The organism is Nevskia ramosa DSM 11499, from assembly GCF_000420645.1.
In the GTDB taxonomy this organism is placed as follows: Bacteria; Pseudomonadota; Gammaproteobacteria; order Nevskiales; family Nevskiaceae; genus Nevskia; species Nevskia ramosa.
Genome location: NZ_ATVI01000006.1, coordinates 186,345 through 203,273, shown reverse-complemented (window position 1 = coordinate 203,273; position 16,929 = coordinate 186,345). Strand labels below are relative to the sequence as shown.

Here is a 16,929-nt window from a genome sequence, read left to right as displayed (position 1 = left end):
ATGCTGATCTTCAGACGTCTACTCATCGCCGTCTTGCTGCCGATGCCTGCGGCATTGGCGGGATCGCTCGATCTGCGCACTACGGTGGCGACCGACGAGCTGTTTCGCGGCATTTCGCAGAACAACAGTCTGAGCTTCAGCCTGCGCGGCGACTATCGCTTCGACAATCGTGTCTATCTCGGCGCCCGGGCACTGAACAATCGCAGCCTCGGTGGTGCGCAGGGCGATTTCTACATCGGCTACAGCCATACGCTGAACCTGTTGGGCCTGATCCAGGCGACTGCCGATGGTGGCTTGTCAGCCAGCGTTTTCGGCAATGACGACAGCCGTCTCCAGAATCCAGACTACGTCGAGGGCTACGCCAGCCTCGGGGTTGGCCCGCTGAGAGTCAGCGGCAGCTATGCGCCCGATTACTTCGGCACCGGCGCAGCCGGCTATCGCATGGCCGGTCAGCTGAAATTGCCTTTGCCGTTTCCAGGCTTGAGCGTCACCGGCGTGATCGGCTTGAATGTTGGTGACGGCGTGCGGCGGCTGGTGGCCAGCCGCCAGCAGGATGGGCGCGGCGCGCAATACGCCGATTACAGTCTGGTCATCAATCAGGAATTGCCGTTGGCGTTCTCGGTGTTCGGACAGGTTTCAGGTGCTACCGTGGAGATCGATGATTCCCGCGCGCCGACCTTCCTCATGGGACTGCGCTGGCGCTACGGCGTCTGATCAACCGGCCGATAGCGCAGCGCCTCGGCGATCTGCGCGGTGCCGACTTCGGCAACGCCAGCCAGATCGGCAATCGTCCGCGCCACTTTCAGCACCCGATGAAACGCTCGGGCCGACAGGCCGAGCCGGGTCATCGCCGTCTGCAGCAAGGCCCGGCCGGCTTCATCGGGCGCGGCATCGCGGTCCAGCTCGCGAACGCCGAGCGCGGCGTTGATCTTGCCGGCGCGCGCCAGCTGAAGTGCTCGTGCTGCCTGTACGCGCAGCCGGACCGTCGCGCTCGATTCCGCTGTGACCGGCGTTGCCGAGGTCAGCGCCGTGGCCTCGAGCCGCGGCACGAAGACGTGCAGATCGATGCGATCGAGCAAAGGCCCGGACAAGCGGCCGCGATAGCGGGCGACTTGATCCGGCGTGCAGCGGCAGCGCGAATTCTGGCCGCTGTCTCCCAGGTATCCGCAGGGGCAGGGATTCATCGCGGCGACGAGCTGGAAGCGAGCCGGAAAATCGACCTGCCGGGCGGCGCGGGAAATGGTGATCCGGCCGTTCTCCAGCGGTTCGCGCAGCACTTCGAGCACGGCGCGTTCGAACTCGGGCAGTTCATCGAGAAACAGCACACCGCCGTGCGCCAAAGTGATTTCGCCCGGCCGGGGATTGCCGCCGCCGCCGACCAGCGCCACGGCGGACGCGGTGTGATGCGGGCTGCGATAGGGACGGCGCCCCCACAGCGCCGGATCGAAACCGCCATGGCCGATGCTGGCGATCGCGGCCACTTCCAGCGCTTCATCCTGAGCCAGCGGCGGCAGCAGGCCAGGCAGGCGCTGCGCCAGCATGCTCTTGCCACTGCCGGGCGGCCCGGCCATCAGCAGCGAATGACCGCCAGCGGCAGCGATTTCCAGCGCTCTCCGTGCCTGCAACTGGCCGCGGACGTCGGCGAGGTCCGGGCCGTGATCGACGGTTTCTTCCAGGATCGGCCTTGGTGCGACGCTGAGGCGGTTCTCGTGCAGTTCGGTGCACAACGCACCAAGACTGAGCGCACCGTGAACGATTGCATGCTCCGCCAGCGAGGCTTCGCCGATATTGGCGGCTGGAACCAGCAGCGCGCGCCCCATCTTGGCGCATTGCAGCGCTGCCGGCAGTGCGCCGCGCACGGGGCGAATCTCGCCGGTGAGGGACAATTCGCCCAGCACTTCGAGCGCGGCCAGCGGTTCCAGCGGAATCTGACCCGAGGCGGCAAGCACGCCGAGCGCGATCGGCAGATCGAAGCGGCCACCTTCCTTGGGCAGATCGGCCGGCGCCAGATTGACGGTGATCCGACGATTCGGGAACTGGTAGCCGGAATTGACGATCGCCGCGCGTACTCGATCGCGCGACTCGCGCACCGCCGCTTCCGGCAGGCCGACGATCGCCAGGCCGGGCAGTCCCGGCGCCAGATGCACTTCCACAGTCACGGCTTCGGCGGTTAACCCGTTCTGTGCGCGGCTATGAATGATGGCGAGCGTCATTTGTGTCGAGCCATCCATGGCGCGGCGCCCGGCCCGGCCATCCATGGCCGGTCGCAACGCGCGCGGCGCAATGCTCCGCTCACAACGCGCGTTGCCCCTTCTGCGCGCGGCTATGGACGATGGCGAGCATCAGTCGCTGAGAGCGTCCGGCACTTGCGGACCTTGCGTCTAGTCGGCTTGGCCAGCCGCCTGCTTTTCCAGCGCCTTCAGCCGCTTTTCCAGCACCGCCAGGCGGGTCTGGGTGCGGGCGAGCAATTCGGCCTGGGTGTCGAAGCGCTCGCGGCTGACCAGTTCCAGGCGGTCGAGGTTGGCTCGCAGCACGGCGCGGAAGTTGTCTTCCAGCTCGGTCCTGAGGCCGCGCAGACCGGGTGGCAGCACGCGGCCGAGGCGGGAGGCAATTTCTTCGAGGGCGCGGGGATCGATCATCGTGGCGGGCAGGTTGAGCGTCAGAACAGCAGGAAAGCGAAGAACATCAGCAGCGTAGGCGGGAGTGCGGCGATAAACAATCCACCGGCGCCGACGGTCTGGTTCGGAAACAGCGGCTTCAGGATCGCCATGCCGGCCGGGTTCGGCGCGTTGGCGATCACCGTCAGGCCGCCGCCGGTGATCGCACCAGCAACCACGAAGTACTTGAACTCGTCGGACAGGTTCGGCACCTGGGCGGCGAGATAGGTAACGGCGGCGTTGTCGGTGATCGCGGTCAGCATCGTCGCGGCGACGAACACCTGCTGCGGGTTCAGCGCCTGCAGCACCGGCTTCAGCCACCATTGCTGAAGGCCGCCGATGATCACCAAACCGGCCAGAAAGCAGGCCACCAGCAGCGCTTCCTTGAGGATCAGGCGGTTCTGGTGCACGGGGTAGGCGTGAGCCCAGAGCAGGAACAGCAGCAGCACGCCGAGGAACATCGGCGGATGGTGGGCGAATACCACGATGGCGACCAGGAAGCCGAGGTGCAGCAAGGCCTGCGAGACGGGTACGCGATGATCGTCACCGGAAGCGTCTTCGGTCGGCAGCTTGCGCAGCGTGGTCATGAACATGCCGGTGACCACCGCGGCATTGATCAGCACCACCGGCACCACCTTGACCGCGAAGTTGTTGAGCATGAAGTTCAGGTCCCAGCTCCAGATGCTCGCCACCATCAGGACCGGCGGTGCCGCGAACGGCGTCAGCGCGCCGCCCACCGAGACATTGACGAACAGCACGCCGAGCGTGGCGTAGCACATGCGTACCGGCAGGCGATAACGGAAATGGCTTTCGCGCAGCAGCAGCGCCGCCAGGGTCATGGCGCCGGGCTCGGTGATCAGCGAGCCGAGCAGCGGGATCACCGTCAACGCCGCGAAGTAGGTCGCCGCGGCACCCGGCAGCGGCAGCACGCGGGCGACCACGCGGGTGACATTGCCCATCGCCGCCAGCACCGGCCGGCTGGCGGCAACCACCATGATTGCGAACACGAACAACGGCTCGGTGAAATTGCGGCCCTCGACATAGGCGATCGCTGCCGCCGGACCTTCCACGGCCATGAAGGCGGAGATCAGCGCCGCAGCCCACAGGGCGAACACGATCTCGACTTCGGCCAGTGAGTGGATCAGGCCGGCATGGTGCGGAAAACGGTGGGCGATCTTCGCGACGAAGGCGACCGAGAAGGTATGCAGCAACGCCAGCGCAAACATTGCGGCAGCAAGCAGCTGGAAGAGCGTCGGCGTCATTGGGCGCGGGTCCGGTCGGTGCTGGATCGGGATTGAATCCGGGTCGTGACTATACGGATTCAGGCGCATTGATGGACCTTTCATCGGCTGCTCACGAACCGTTGACGGCGCGCGATCCGAGGTTGGGGGCGCGTTTCCGAGCTATCCACGTCGCTGCGAATGGGCGGCTGTCATCAATGCCGTGCGAAGCGCAGCAAAAGCCGTTCGTCAGCCGGTGAATGGCACGCTCCGTGCTAAACCTGACCGGCTGTTTGCAGACCCCAGCCTGCACAGCGCCAGGGCGGTTCGCCGCCGACGATAACCAGGAGTTGCTTGCATGAAACTGATCACAGCCATCATCAAGCCTTTCAAGCTTGACGAGGTGCGTGAAGCCCTGTCGGAGATCGGCGTCGCCGGCATCACCGTCACTGAAGTCAAGGGCTTCGGCCGCCAGAAAGGCCATACCGAGTTGTACCGGGGAGCGGAGTACGTTGTCGATTTCCTTCCGAAAGTGAAGATCGAAGTCGCCATCGACGACGACAAGCTCGAATCCGCGATCGAAGCGATCACCAAGTCGGCACACACCGGGAAGATCGGTGACGGCAAGGTTTTCGTCACTTCGCTCGACCAGGCCATCCGCATCCGCACCGGCGAGACCGGGCGCGACGCGCTCTGAACGACGGCTCAATACTTTTAGGGGACCCCCGATGATTTCTCTTGGCAAGCTTTCCCAAGCACTGCTGTTCGCCAGCCTGACGGCTGTCGGCGGCATTGCATTCGCCGAGGAGGCCGCAGCACCCGCGCCGCCAACGGCTGAAGCGACTGCTGCACCTGCGGCCGAAGCCGCAGCTCCCGATGCGGCAGCTCCGGCCGCCACCGAAGCGGCTGCAACCGAAGCCCCGGCCGCCGATGCGGCCCCGGCCGTAGCGGCCAAGCCGCCGGTGTTCAACGAAGGCAATGTCGCCTGGATGCTGGTGTCGACGGCCCTCGTGCTGCTGATGTCGCTGCCTGGCCTGGCGCTGTTCTACGGCGGCCTGGTCCGCTCCAAGAACATGCTGTCGACGATGACCCAGACCTTCGGCATCTTCTGCCTGATCGGTGTTCTCTGGGTGGTCTACGGCTACTCGGTGGCCTTCAGCGGTACCGGCCCGTTCTTCGGCACGCTCGACAAGATGCTGCTGAAAGGCGTGGTCTATGACGCCAACGGCTTCTTCACGGCGACCGGCACCTTCTCGAAGGGTGTGGTCATTCCGGAACTGCTGTTCGCCGTGTTCCAGATGACCTTCGCCTGCATCACCGTGGCACTGATCGCCGGTTCCTACGCCGAGCGCATGAAGTTTTCCGCGGTGCTGATCTTCTCGGTGGTCTGGTTCACGCTGTCCTATCTGCCGATGGCCCACATGGTCTGGTGGTGGGCGGGTCCGGATGCCTACACGAGCGCTGATGTCATCGACGCCACCAACGCAACCGCGGGCTACCTGTGGCAGCTCGGTGCGCTGGACTTCGCTGGCGGCACGGTCGTGCACATCAACGCCGGTGTCGCCGGTCTGGTGGCCGCGATCATCCTCGGCAAGCGCACGGGCCACGGCAAATCGGCCATGGCGCCGCACAGCCTGACCATGTCGATGATCGGTGCCTCCCTGCTGTGGTTCGGCTGGTTCGGCTTCAACGCCGGTTCCAACCTCGAAGCCAACGGCTATGCCGTGCTGGCCTTCGCGAACACCGCGTTCGCCACCGCTGCTGCCGGCGTGGCCTGGTTCTTCGCGGAGTGGATCTTCAAGGGCAAGCCTTCGCTGCTCGGCATCATCTCCGGTGCGGTTGCCGGCCTGGTGGCGATTACCCCGGCCTGCGGTTTCGTCGGCATCGGCGGCGGCCTGATCATCGGCCTCGTGTCCGGTGTGGTCTGCTTCTTCGCCGTGGCCTACCTGAAGTCGATCCTCGGCTATGACGACGCGCTCGATGCCTTCGGCGTCCACGCAGTCGGCGGCATCATCGGTGCCATCCTGACCGGCGTGTTCGTCGATCCGGCCAAGGGCGGCGTTGGTGTCTACAACAACTGGGTCGACCTGGTTCCGGGCTATTCCTCGGGCCAGATCCTGATCCAGGTGAAGGCGGTGCTGGTGGCTGTCGTGCTCAGCTCCGTGGTCACCGCGGTCACCCTGCTGATTCTCAAGTACACGATCGGCATCCGTGTGTCGGAAGACGCCGAAGCCGAAGGTCTGGATCTCGCCGAGCATGGCGAGAAGGCCTACAACCCGTAAGCGTTCTGCCGTAAGCGCCCGAGCCTGCCAGCGGATTCGCATCCGCTGGCAGGTGGCGCAAACCGAGTTCTCCAAGGGAAGTTGTCATTGGGCGGACCTGTCGCCGGGTCCGCCTTTTTTATGGAAGTTTGTGAGCTTGTACTTCCTGTACCAGACCGCGAGTCTGTACATCCGGTACGAGGCCGCGCCATCCCTGGCGCGGGCTACTCAAACAAGCAAGAATCTTTACACTCGCAAAGTGCTTCAGGAACGAGAAACCAACAATGAAAATGCTGATCGCCATCATCAAGCCCTTTCGCCTCGACGCCGTGCGTGAAGCGCTCGCCGAAGCGGGCGTTCAAGGCATGACGGTGACGGAAGTGCGCGGCTTCGGTCGCCAGAAAGGTCATACCGAGTTGTACCGCGGTGCCGAATACACCATCGATCTGCTGCCGAAGATCAAGCTGGAAGTGGCGCTGACCCCCGATCAGGTCGACAAGGCCGTTGAGGCGATTGCCCGTTCCGCGAAGACCGGACAGATCGGCGACGGCAAGATCTTCGTCTACGATCTCAATCAGACGGTTCGTATCCGCACCGGCGAATCGGGCGTCGACGCGGTCTGACACGGTAGCGCCCCCAATCCTGGACCGCCGCCTGCAGATCCACAGGAGGCTGTCCCATGAAACTGCACCGTGCGTTGCCGCTGAAAATCTCGCTTGCAGTGCTCCTGCTGAACCTGCCGGCAGCGATGCCCGCGGCGGCACAAAGCCGGGTCTACAAATGGACCGATGGCAATGGCGTGGTTCATTACGGCGACAGCACCCGCGGGCCTGCGAAAACGATCCTGATCAAACCGACCAGCAGCGGCCTCGACGGCGGAGCCAACACGCCTGCAATCGATCAGGCGGCATGCGGGGCCAAGCGCGAGCAGCTCAAGCGCTATAGCAGCGCCAGCCGGGTCACCGAAACCAATGCGCTCGGCGAAACCCGCGATTACGATGACGCCCAGATCAAGAAATTGATCGAAACCACCGAAGCCGCCGTTCGCAGCACCTGCGGCGACAACTGACGTCACGACCTTGCCCACGCGCCCGATCATCGCCGTGCTATTGCTGGCCACTGCAGGCTCAGCCGGCATTGCCCATGCGGCCGGCGCCTACAAGTGGGTCGATGCGCAGGGCAACACGCACTACGACGATCAGAACAGCCTCAAGCAGCGGCTGACCCTGCAATATCTCAACCAGCGAGCAGTCCCCGAGCAGATCGAAGCCACCACGCCGCGCGACTTCATCGAAGCCGTGGCCAGGGACTGCGCCAATGCCCGGGATCGCGCCGCCGTGTACCGGGGCGCCAGGAAGGCCTACGGCCGCGATCGTGGCGGCAATGCCTATCTGCTGTCGGCTCGCCAGCAGGCGCTGGAAGTGGAAACGGCTGAACGCAACGTCCAGCGCTACTGCAGCGATGGCGCCGCTGCCAGCTTGTATCGCGAGCAGCGGCTTGCGGCGTCAGCGCCGAAGGCCAGAAAGATCGAGGTCGAACAGCGCCGCTAGTCGACCTTATCCGGCAATCGCCTTCTTGACGAACGTCGGCAAAGCGAAAGCCGCCGCATGCGTATCGACGTTGTAGAACTGGCAGTCCATGGCTTCGATCGCCTTCTCGTCGAGCCGCGCCGCCAGCGGGCCAGCCGTCTTCTGCGCGATCGAACCGCTCCACCAGCCGCTCGGGTAGATCGTCTGCGGGAAGTGGATCAAGCGGGTCTGGGCGAAACCGGCCTGGCGCATGAACTTGTGCATCTCGGTGATCAGCGGCAGATGCAGGATCGGCGATTCCGACTGCTGCACCAGCAGGCCGCCCGGCTTCAGGGCACGCAGGCAGTCGACATAGAACTTCGCGCCGAACAGGCCTTCCGCCGGCCCGACCGGATCGGTCGAGTCGATGATGATCACGTCGAGGCTGGCCGGTGCCACGTCCTTCATCCAGGCCAGGCCGTCGCCGAAGAACAGCGTGGCGCGCGGATCGTTGTTGGCGACGCACAGTTCGGGGAAGTATTGCTCGGACAGGCGCGTCACCCGCTCGTCGATCTCGACCTGGGTGGCGGTCTTCACTTCCGGGTGCTTGAGCACTTCGCGAAGCGTGCCGCAGTCACCGCCGCCGACGATCACCACATGCTCGGGCGCCGGGTGCGAGTTCAGCGCCGGGTGCGACATCATCTCGTGGTACAGGAAGTTGTCGCGGGTCGACACCATCGTGCAGCCGTCGATGGTCATCAGCCAGCCAAAGGTTTCGGTCTTGAAGATTTCGATCTTCTGGAACGGCGTCTGCTCGCTATGCACGCGCTCGCCGAGTTTCAGCGAAAATGCCGTCCCCGTCGCATCGACGGGCTCCGAAAACCAAGTGTTATCCAATGACATTTGTCGCGCTCCAGAAATGACGGGCGAGTATACGGTTTGGAGTATTTGAATTGAGTGACGGAATGAAGCAACCCAACTGGACCCCCGCCGACTCGGTCGACCTCTACAACATCGCCAAATGGGGCGATGGTTACTTCGATGTCAACGATGCTGGCCATGTGATCGTGCGGCCACAGGGCGCCGGCTCAGCCGTGACCATCGATCTGCACGAGCTCGCCGAGCGCCTGCCGCGCGAAGGGCTGGACCTGCCGGTGCTGGTGCGCTTCACCGACATCCTCAAGGATCGTGTCGACGTGCTGACAGGCGCCTTCGCCTACGTCATCAAGGAACTGCATTACAGCGGCCACTACACGGCCGTGTACCCGATCAAGGTCAACCAGCAGGGATCGGTGGTCGAAGCGATCGTCGATTACGGCGGCGAGCGAGTCGGCCTCGAGGCCGGTTCGAAGCCGGAACTGGCGGCGGTGCTCGGTCTCGCACCGACTGGCAGCATCATCGTCTGCAATGGCTACAAGGATCGTGGCTATATCCGCCGCGCGCTGATCGGCGCCAAGCTGGGCCACACGGTCTACATCGTCGTCGAGAAGCTCTCCGAACTGCCGCTGGTGCTGGCGGAATCGCGGGCACTCGATGTCGCGCCGATCATCGGTCTGAGAGTGCGGCTTTCGGCAGTTTCCGAATCGACGCAGCAGAACACCGGCGGCGAGAAATCCAAGTTCGGCCTGACCGTGCCGCAGGTGCTCGAAGCGGTCGAGATGATGCGCGCGGCCGGCAAGCTCGATGCGATCCGCATGGTGCATTTCCATCTCGGTTCACAGGTCGCCAACGTCCAGGACGTGGCGCGCGGCATGCGCGAAGCGGCGCGCTACTACGTCGAACTGCGCAAGCTTGGTGCGCCGGTCGATACCGTCGACGTCGGCGGCGGTCTCGGTGTCGACTACGAAGGCACGCGCTCGCGCAGCTACTGCTCGATGAACTACTCGGTGCGCGAATACGCCCGCAACATCATCCGTACCTTGGCCGAAGTCTGCGAAACCGCGGGCGAGCCGCAGCCGAATCTGATCTCGGAATCGGGCCGCGCGCTGACCGCGCATCACGCGGTGCTGATCACCTCGGTAGTCGATTCGGAAGTCGCGCCCAGCGGCGCGCTCGAAGCCCCGCATGCCGATGCGCCCGCCGCGCTGCGCGCGCTGCATGAACTGCCGAGCCATATCGATGCCGATGGCCCGATCGAATGCCTGCATGACGCCGCGAACTACCTGTCCGACGCCCAGACCCAGTACACGCTCGGCCTGATCCCGCTGCGTGATCGCGCCTATGCCGAGCGCGCCTATTACACCGTGGCTCGCGCCGTGCTGCCGAAGCTCGATCCGACCATCCGCGCCGAACGTGACGCCCTCGACGAGCTGCGCGAAAAGCTGTCGGCCAAGTACTTCTGCAACTTCTCGGTGTTCCAGTCGGTGCCCGATGCCTGGGCGATCGATCAGGTGTTCCCGATCGTGCCGATCCATCGCCTGACCGAGCGTCCGTCGATCCGCGGCCGGCTCTGTGATCTGACCTGCGATTCCGACGGCCGCCTCGATCTCTATGTCGATCGCGAAGGCGTGGTGTCGACGATGGCGCTGCACGAGCTGAAGCACGACGAGCCTTATCGGCTGGCGCTGTTCATGGTCGGTGCGTACCAGGAAATTCTCGGCGACATGCACAACCTGTTCGGCGATACCAACGCCGTCAATGTCGTCGTCAAAGGCGACTCGTGGCGACTCGAAGGTGCGGAGCATGGCGACCGCACGGACGAGTTGCTGCGCTACGTGCACCTCGCGCCGGAAGCGCTGGCGCAGAGCTATCGCCGCAAGTTCGCGGCGACCGATCTGCCGCAGGCCACGCGCAGCGCCTTGCTCTCCGAACTCGAAGCGGGCTTGAGCGGCTATACCTACCTGAGCTGAACAGCGGGCCTCAAGCGGCCCGCAGGAAGTGCCCGAACTCGGTGATGAAGCGCCGCGGTGATTCGAACGGAATCACGTGGCCCGAGTTCGGAAACTCGATCAGCTTGGCGTGCGGCACCAGGGTGCCGAGCAGGCGCTGGCCTTCGGCCGGATACATCGCCGAGCGGCCGCCGATCATCACGGTCATCGGTTTCTGCATCGTGCTCATCGATTCGCGCCAGTCGAAGCCGTCTTCCAGATAGGAACGCAGCGAGTCGACATAGACCGTCCAGTTGGTGGTCGGCACGAGGCGTTTCGCCAGCTGGTCGTAACGGGTCAGGCTGGCCGCGCCGCGCCAGCCGCGATGGCTGAACGCGAAGCTCAGGAACTCGGCGAGCAGCGCCCAGAAACGCTGGCGCAGATGGCCGGGCAGGCGCTCGAACGGCGTGTCGCGATAGATCTTCAGGCGGTGCAGCAGATCGCTCCAGTCGGCCAGCCGCTCGGTCTGCACGCTGCCGAGCACGCCGTGCTGCCAGTCGTCGCCATTGATGATCCGCGGCGCCTGATCGATGTGCAGATAGCTGTGCACGCGATCGAAACCGTAGCGCGCGTGGTAGTCCATCGCCGTGCAGGCGCCCATCGACAGGCCGGCGAGCCGGACCTGATCGAGGCCCAGGCCTTCGATCAGATCGGCGAGGTCATCGGCGTGCTGGTTGATCAGCTGCGGCGTGGTGATGCGCAGGCCATGCGAACCGCCGAAGCCGCGCAGGTCCGGCAGGATGAAGCGCTGCTTGAGCAGCAGCGGCGCGATCACCGGCAGCCACATCGCGCCCTGCATGCCGAAGCCATGCAGCAGCACGCAGGCCGGACCCTTGTTGCGACCGACGTCGAGGTAGTGGAGGCGGGCGCCGTCGCGGGTGGTCAGATGGGGCATGAGGCTTCAGTTCAAAGCGGTGGCGGGGACGACCGGCAGCACGACGCTCGAGGGCCGCGCCGCGTCGTTGTAGATGGTGAGGATGCCGGCCAGCGACTGCAGCAGCGTCGGCAGCGGCGGCACGCCCTGCGGCAGATTGCTGGCGCCGACCGAGACGCGCAGCTTGTGGCCCGCCGCGATCAGAGCGCTGGTCTGGAACACTTCGACTGGCACCAGCACCGGCTCGCCTCTCGGCAGCGCCACGACCGACGCCTGGGTGTACGGATGCCAGGGCTGGATCATCTGGCCATCGAGCGTCCGGCTCTTTGCCGCATCGACGGCGCGCAAGGACGCGGTCTGCAGGCCGTTGGTCAGCGTGCGCGCGATGCCGCGCTCGTCGACATCGGAGACCCGGATCGACAGGCCGGCGTCGCCGGCGGTGCTGTCCATCCAGATGTCGGCCTGGATCGGGCCGTTCAGATACATCGGCTCGGTCAGCACGGCGGTCTCGTAGACGATGGACAAGCGATCCGAAGCATTCGAGTTCTCGAAGCAGGGCAGCGGGATGTAGCCGGCGGCACCGGCCGTCCATTGCACCGTCGAAGCCGAGCACAGGCCGGCGATTGGCACCTGCAGCGCACGGTTGACCGGTTCACCGGCAGCCGGTGCCTCGCTGCTCAGCAGATGGCTGCCGTGCAGGAACAGGCGCAGCGCGCTGGCATCCGGATGCGGCCAGTCGCGGGCCGTCACGTAGCGCTCGGCGCCATAGACCCATTGGGTGACGTTGGGAATCGTCTCGGCGCCAACGTCAAGGCCCTTCACGTACTGATCGAACCAGCGCAGCTGGATCTGATTCATCAGCGGCACGCCATCGACGGGCAGGCCGGCGCCGAACGCGGCGTCGAGATGAGTCCACGGGCCCATCAGCAATTTCGCCGGCACCTTGCGCTTCAGCACTTCGTAGCTCATCGGCTCGCTGCGCTGGAACAGATCACGCAGGCCGCCGACGACGAAGGTCGGCACGGTGATCGCATCGAGCACTTCCAGCGGCGAACGGGTGCGCCAGAACGGGCCGTCGTAAGCAGTATCCGGATCACCGGCCAGGGCGTTGAGGATCAGCGGCGCCTGGAATTTCAGTGCGGCGTTGGTGATGTGCTCGAGCACGATCGGCAGACCGTTGGCCGGATCGGTCAGCGCCGTCGGGTTGGTGACGCCGAGCACGGTGATCAGGCTCAACCACAGCGGGATGAAGGTCGGGTTGATCTGGCCGCCGGTGAACACGATGTCGCGGTAGCCGTCGCCGATCGGAACGATCGGGAACGCGGCCTTCACTGCCGGGTGGTGCTGGGCGGCAGTCAGCATCGTCGCGATGCCGAGATAGGAAACCCCGTACAGGCCGATGCGGCCGTCGCTGAACGGTTGGGTGGCCGCCCATTCGGTGACTTCCGCGTAGTCGCCCTGCTCGGTTTCACCGAACGCTTCCCAGACGCCTTCGGACTGCCCGGTGCCGCGCACGTCGACAACCACGGTCGCATAGCCGTGGCGGACGATGTACGGATCGGCGCCGCCGAGGCCATCGACCTGGCCACCGACCACGCCGTTGTAGGGCGTCTGCACCAGCACCACCGGAAACGGGCCGGTCGCCGGATTGCCATCGGCATCGGCCGGCACCGTGACATAGGTCGCGAGGCGGATGCCGTCGCGCATGGTGATGAACTGCAACGGCAGGCGCACGATGCCAGCGTACGTGGCCGGCGGATCGTAGGCGGTCCAGCTCGCCTTGTTGTTGGTATCGACGGACATGCCGGTGCCGGCGGCGGCCTCCCGGTTGCCCAGGGTCGACCAGTCGGCGCTGGCCGCCGGGGTTGTCGTCGAGCCGCCCGGAGCGCTGCTACCGCCGCAGGCGGCCAGGAAAATGGCGACGGCCGTGCCGGCAACCTGCAGGGAAACCCTGCCGAAGTTCAAGATGTTCATGTCCCCTCCCGTTATGAAACGTCTCGGTTTCGCCCGACTGTGATCGTCGGGTCGAACGAGAACGCTTGTTCACTGGAGGGCGATGATACCCCTCGCGGGGTAGCGCCGGCGATCAGCCCCGGCTACGCGCTCTTGCGATCGCCGCGCGCACCTGCGCCGGCGCGGTGCCGCCCCAGTGATTGCGCGCGTTCACCGAACCGTCGAGCGTCAGCACGTCGAACACGTCGGCTTCGATCAGCGCCGAGAAGCCGCGCAGCTCGTCGAGCGACAGCTCGGACAGATCGCAGCCCTTTTTCACCGCGTGGCCGACTGCCGAGCCGACCGCGTGATGCGCGTCGCGGAACGGCAGGCCGCGCTTGACCAGGTAGTCGGCCAGATCGGTCGCCGTCGAATAACCCTTGAATGCGGCGGAGCGGCAGGTGGCGCGTTCGACCGTGACATTCGGCAACATCGCCGCGAACAGCCGCAAGCTCGCCGACAAGGTGTCGTGGGCATCGAACAGCGGCGGCTTGTCTTCCTGGTTGTCGCGGTTGTAGGCCAGCGGCTGGCCCTTCATCAGCACCAGCAGCGCATTGAGATCGCCGACCACGCGGCCGGTCTTGCCGCGCACCAGTTCGGGAACGTCCGGGTTTTTCTTCTGCGGCATGATCGATGAGCCGGTGCAGAAGCGATCCGGCAACTTCACGAAACCGAACATCGGCGTGCACCACAGGATCAGTTCCTCGCTCCAGCGCGACAGGTGAACCATCGCCAGCGCGGCGGCCGACACGAACTCGATCGCGAAATCGCGATCACTGACCGCGTCCAGCGAGTTCTCGGATACCGAATCGAAGCCCAGTTGTTCGGCGACGAAATGGCGATCGATCGGATAGACCGTGCCGGCCAAGGCAGCCGAACCGAGCGGCAGCACGTTGGCGCGGCGGCGACAGTCGAGCAGGCGCGCGCGGTCGCGCAGCACCTGTTCGCGCCAGGCCAGCATGTGGTGGCCGAAGGTCACCGGCTGGGCGATCTGCATGTGGGTGAAGCCCGGCATGATGGTGTCGGCTTCGCGTTCGGCTAAGTCGAGCAGCACCTCGGCGAGCACGCCGATGGTGATCACCAGTTCGTCGATCGCATCGCGGACGTACAGGCGCAGATCGGTGGCGACCTGATCGTTGCGCGAGCGCGCCGTGTGCAGGCGCTTGCCGGCGTCGCCGATCATCGCGGTCAGCCGCGATTCGATGTTCATGTGCACGTCTTCGAGCGCCAGCTGCCATTCGAACTTGCCGGATTCGATCTCGCTGCGAATCTGCGCCAGGCCGTCGACGATGGCCTCGACATCCGCGGCCTTCAGCACGCCGACCTTGCCGAGCATCCGCGCATGCGCAGTGCTGCCGGCGATGTCCTGGCGCCACAGGCGCTGATCGAAGCTGACCGATTCCGAGAACGCCTCGACCAGCGCATCGGTGCCTTCGGCGAAGCGGCCGCCCCACAATTTGGCGGCGGGCGGGGTCTTCGGGGAAACGGGATCGGCGGGAGTCATTGTCGGCGCGGCACGGCTGGAAACGGGGGGAGATCGTGTCAGCCAGGAGCGGATTTAGGCTTCGGCCGGGCCTCTATTGTAAGTCGGTGGCCATAGCCCCGGAGACAGACCCCGGAGACTTCCGATAGGCTTCGTCGATGAAGCGATTCGAAGTCGCCGCCCACTCGGAAAACAGCCTGATCCCGGAGTTCTGTCGGGCGAATTCGCTGTTGACGCTGGCCTATGTGATGGAGCTGATCGCGGTGGTGCTGACCCTGGCGGTCGGCAGCTCCGATAGCCCTCAGGCGCTGCGTCAGTTATTGCTGCTGTCGCTGTACCTGCAGTGGACGGGGCTCTGCGCCGCTGCGGCCTTGTGCATGGTTCGCCGCTTCCTGACCGCGTTGCCGAGCGGCGTGCTGTTCTTCATCTGCTGGTTCGTGCTGGTGCTGGTGACCTTCGGGGTCAGCACCGCCACTTGGCTGCTCGATCTGCGGTTTGGTCTCAACCTGCTGCCGCCGGCCGAGGCTTGGTCGTTCGTGCTGCGCAATGTCTGCATCGCCGCGATCGTCGGCCTGTTGCTGTTGCGCTATCTCTGGGAGAACCACCAGTGGCAGGAGGAATCCCGCGCCGAGGCCGATGGCCGCTATCTGGCGCTGCAGGCGCGCATCCGCCCGCACTTCCTGTTCAACGCGCTGAACTCGCTGGCCGAGCTGATTCCCTCGAAGCCGGACGTGGCCGAGGAAATGGTCATCGATCTCGCCGACCTGTTTCGCGTCAGCCTCGATTCGCGCCAGCGCCTGATTCCGCTGCGCGAGGAGATCGAGATCGTCAAGGGCTACATGCGCATCGAGGAAATTCGCCTCGGGGACAAGCTGCTGGTCAACTGGGAAGTGCCGGACAGCGTGCTCGATGCCCAGGTGCCGCGCCTCACCGTGCAGCCGCTGGTCGAGAACGGCGTGCTGCACGGCGTGTCACGGCTGCGCGCGAGGGGCATGCTGCACGTCATCGCCCGCCGCGAAGGCGAGTTCCTGATCATCGATGTCGAGAATCCGATTCCGCCCGAGGACTCGCCGAAGCGGGCGGGCACGGGTACTGCCATCACCAATATTGCGCAGCGCATCAAGCTGATCTACGGCGAGCGTGCCAAGCTGATCCTCGGAGATGACCGGGATGAGTTCGGACCGCTGTTCCGCGCGCGCCTGCGTTTGCCGTATGTCTTGCATAGTGGCGCGGAATTGAACGCGCCCACCGCCGAGGAGGAGTGAAGCATGAGAGTCGTGATCGTTGATGACGAGCCGTTGGCTCGCGAGCGCCTGCGTCGTCTGGTCGCGGAATTTCCGGGTTACGAAATCGTCGGTGAAGCCGGCGACGGCGAAGCGGCGATCGACATGATTCGCGAGGAAGAGCCGGACGTGGTGCTGCTCGACGTGCGCATGGGTATGGTCGACGGCCTGCAGGTGGCGCGGGCGATCAAGTCCGAGGACATGCCGCCGGCGATCATCTTCATCACTGCTTACCCGGAGCACGCGCTGAGCGCTTTCGACGCCCAGGGCGATGCCTACCTGCTGAAACCGGTGCGCAAGGAAAAGCTCAAGGAGGCGCTGCAGCACATCCGCAAGCTGTCGCGCGCGCAAAAGCCGACGATCGCGCTGCCCGGCACCAAGCCGGCCCGCGAGTTCGTGCTGGCCACCACGCGCGAAGGCCTGGTGCGGGTGCCAGCCGAGGACATCGTCTATTTCCTCGCCGATCAGAAATACACCACGGTCTGCCATCTGCACGGTGAAGTGCTGATCGAGGAATCGCTGAAGACGCTGGAGGACGATTTCGCGCCTTGGTTCCTTCGCGTGCATCGCAAGGCGCTGGTCGCGACCCGCTTCATCGCCGGCCTGGAGCGCGGCAAGGGCGATGAATCCCAGCACTGGTTGAAGGTTCGCCACGCGGCGACCCTGCTGCCGGTCAGCCGCCGCCGCCTTGCCGAAGTGCGCCGCTTCCTGACCGATGACGGCAGCGACAAGACGCTCGACTGATCACGCCGAAGACTCACGCCCACGACTCACGCCCACGACT

16 protein-coding genes are annotated in these 16,929 nt (G+C 65.1%); 9 read left to right on the top strand and 7 right to left on the bottom strand.

The features are described 5' to 3' along the window. Positions 1-714, top strand: coding sequence for a TorF family putative porin (locus G513_RS0107770; RefSeq protein ID WP_156891484.1), 714 nt, complete (start codon positions 1-3; stop codon positions 712-714). Here G513_RS0107770 and G513_RS0107765 read toward each other — a convergent pair. The 3 genes from G513_RS0107765 to G513_RS0107755 all read right to left on the bottom strand — a co-directional run bounded on the left by G513_RS0107765 (position 702) and on the right by G513_RS0107755 (position 3,919). Continuing rightward, positions 702-2,213, bottom strand: a complete 1,512-nt coding sequence (locus G513_RS0107765; protein WP_028475275.1) for a YifB family Mg chelatase-like AAA ATPase — start codon at positions 2,211-2,213, stop codon at positions 702-704. The two genes, G513_RS0107770 and G513_RS0107765, sit on opposite strands and share 13 nt — an antisense overlap. A gap of 168 nt (positions 2,214-2,381) precedes the next feature. Then, positions 2,382-2,639, bottom strand: a complete 258-nt coding sequence (locus G513_RS0107760; protein ID WP_022976261.1) for an accessory factor UbiK family protein — start codon at positions 2,637-2,639, stop codon at positions 2,382-2,384. 20 nt (positions 2,640-2,659) lie between these two features. Continuing rightward, positions 2,660-3,919 carry a putative Na+/H+ antiporter gene (locus tag G513_RS0107755; RefSeq protein WP_022976260.1) on the bottom strand — a complete coding sequence of 420 codons (1,260 nt, stop codon included), beginning with the start codon at positions 3,917-3,919 and terminating at the stop codon, positions 2,660-2,662. 316 nt (positions 3,920-4,235) lie between these two features. Between G513_RS0107755 and glnK the strand changes: the two genes are divergently transcribed. The 5 genes from glnK (at position 4,236) to G513_RS0107730 (ending at position 7,688) form a co-directional block, all read left to right on the top strand. Next, positions 4,236-4,574: a P-II family nitrogen regulator gene (glnK, locus tag G513_RS0107750; protein ID WP_022976259.1), complete on the top strand. Its 339-nt coding sequence runs from the start codon at positions 4,236-4,238 to the stop codon at positions 4,572-4,574. Between the two features lie 31 nt (positions 4,575-4,605). After that, complete coding sequence (locus tag G513_RS0107745) at positions 4,606-6,159, top strand: ammonium transporter (RefSeq protein ID WP_022976258.1); 1,554 nt, start codon at positions 4,606-4,608, stop codon at positions 6,157-6,159. A gap of 263 nt (positions 6,160-6,422) precedes the next feature. Beyond that, positions 6,423-6,761 (top strand): P-II family nitrogen regulator, encoded by a 339-nt coding sequence (locus tag G513_RS0107740; RefSeq protein ID WP_022976257.1) that lies wholly within the window; start codon positions 6,423-6,425, stop codon positions 6,759-6,761. Between the two features lie 56 nt (positions 6,762-6,817). Next, positions 6,818-7,207: a DUF4124 domain-containing protein gene (locus tag G513_RS0107735; RefSeq protein ID WP_022976256.1), complete on the top strand. Its 390-nt coding sequence runs from the start codon at positions 6,818-6,820 to the stop codon at positions 7,205-7,207. 10 nt (positions 7,208-7,217) lie between these two features. After that, complete coding sequence (locus G513_RS0107730) at positions 7,218-7,688, top strand: DUF4124 domain-containing protein (RefSeq protein WP_022976255.1); 471 nt, start codon at positions 7,218-7,220, stop codon at positions 7,686-7,688. 6 nt (positions 7,689-7,694) lie between these two features. Here the strand turns inward: G513_RS0107730 and speE are convergent, their stop codons facing one another. Then, on the bottom strand, positions 7,695-8,549 hold the full coding sequence (gene speE, locus G513_RS0107725; RefSeq protein ID WP_022976254.1) for a polyamine aminopropyltransferase: 855 nt from the start codon (positions 8,547-8,549) through the stop codon (positions 7,695-7,697). A 62-nt stretch (positions 8,550-8,611) separates the two neighbouring features. Here speE and speA point away from each other — a divergent pair, with 62 nt between their 5' ends. Further along, positions 8,612-10,495: a biosynthetic arginine decarboxylase gene (speA, locus tag G513_RS0107720; RefSeq protein WP_022976253.1), complete on the top strand. Its 1,884-nt coding sequence runs from the start codon at positions 8,612-8,614 to the stop codon at positions 10,493-10,495. Between the two features lie 10 nt (positions 10,496-10,505). On the opposite strand, the gene G513_RS0107715 is transcribed toward speA, so the two are convergent. The 3 genes from G513_RS0107715 to argH all read right to left on the bottom strand — a co-directional run bounded on the left by G513_RS0107715 (position 10,506) and on the right by argH (position 14,883). After that, positions 10,506-11,408, bottom strand: coding sequence for an alpha/beta fold hydrolase (locus tag G513_RS0107715; protein ID WP_022976252.1), 903 nt, complete (start codon positions 11,406-11,408; stop codon positions 10,506-10,508). A 6-nt stretch (positions 11,409-11,414) separates the two neighbouring features. After that, positions 11,415-13,361: a CocE/NonD family hydrolase gene (locus tag G513_RS0107710; RefSeq protein ID WP_022976251.1), complete on the bottom strand. Its 1,947-nt coding sequence runs from the start codon at positions 13,359-13,361 to the stop codon at positions 11,415-11,417. A 112-nt stretch (positions 13,362-13,473) separates the two neighbouring features. Further along, positions 13,474-14,883 (bottom strand): argininosuccinate lyase, encoded by a 1,410-nt coding sequence (argH, locus tag G513_RS0107705; RefSeq protein WP_022976250.1) that lies wholly within the window; start codon positions 14,881-14,883, stop codon positions 13,474-13,476. Between the two features lie 137 nt (positions 14,884-15,020). Between argH and G513_RS21970 the strand changes: the two genes are divergently transcribed. Then, the gene (locus G513_RS21970) at positions 15,021-16,127 is read left to right on the top strand and encodes a sensor histidine kinase (RefSeq protein WP_022976249.1); all 1,107 of its coding nucleotides are present in this window, start codon (positions 15,021-15,023) and stop codon (positions 16,125-16,127) included. Between the two features lie 3 nt (positions 16,128-16,130). Beyond that, positions 16,131-16,889, top strand: coding sequence for a LytR/AlgR family response regulator transcription factor (locus G513_RS0107695; RefSeq protein WP_022976248.1), 759 nt, complete (start codon positions 16,131-16,133; stop codon positions 16,887-16,889). Positions 16,890-16,929: the final 40 nt, after the last annotated feature.

Coding starts and splice junctions, on each gene's coding strand:
- G513_RS0107770 (WP_156891484.1), top strand. CDS start 1: ATGCTGATCTTCAGACGTCTACTCATCGCCGTCTTGCTGCCGATGCCT.
- G513_RS0107765 (WP_028475275.1), bottom strand. CDS start 2,213: ATGACGCTCGCCATCATTCATAGCCGCGCACAGAACGGGTTAACCGCC.
- G513_RS0107760 (WP_022976261.1), bottom strand. CDS start 2,639: ATGATCGATCCCCGCGCCCTCGAAGAAATTGCCTCCCGCCTCGGCCGC.
- G513_RS0107755 (WP_022976260.1), bottom strand. CDS start 3,919: ATGACGCCGACGCTCTTCCAGCTGCTTGCTGCCGCAATGTTTGCGCTG.
- glnK (WP_022976259.1), top strand. CDS start 4,236: ATGAAACTGATCACAGCCATCATCAAGCCTTTCAAGCTTGACGAGGTG.
- G513_RS0107745 (WP_022976258.1), top strand. CDS start 4,606: ATGATTTCTCTTGGCAAGCTTTCCCAAGCACTGCTGTTCGCCAGCCTG.
- G513_RS0107740 (WP_022976257.1), top strand. CDS start 6,423: ATGAAAATGCTGATCGCCATCATCAAGCCCTTTCGCCTCGACGCCGTG.
- G513_RS0107735 (WP_022976256.1), top strand. CDS start 6,818: ATGAAACTGCACCGTGCGTTGCCGCTGAAAATCTCGCTTGCAGTGCTC.
- speE (WP_022976254.1), bottom strand. CDS start 8,549: ATGTCATTGGATAACACTTGGTTTTCGGAGCCCGTCGATGCGACGGGG.
- speA (WP_022976253.1), top strand. CDS start 8,612: ATGAAGCAACCCAACTGGACCCCCGCCGACTCGGTCGACCTCTACAAC.
- G513_RS0107715 (WP_022976252.1), bottom strand. CDS start 11,408: ATGCCCCATCTGACCACCCGCGACGGCGCCCGCCTCCACTACCTCGAC.
- G513_RS0107710 (WP_022976251.1), bottom strand. CDS start 13,361: ATGAACATCTTGAACTTCGGCAGGGTTTCCCTGCAGGTTGCCGGCACG.
- argH (WP_022976250.1), bottom strand. CDS start 14,883: ATGACTCCCGCCGATCCCGTTTCCCCGAAGACCCCGCCCGCCGCCAAA.
- G513_RS21970 (WP_022976249.1), top strand. CDS start 15,021: ATGAAGCGATTCGAAGTCGCCGCCCACTCGGAAAACAGCCTGATCCCG.
- G513_RS0107695 (WP_022976248.1), top strand. CDS start 16,131: ATGAGAGTCGTGATCGTTGATGACGAGCCGTTGGCTCGCGAGCGCCTG.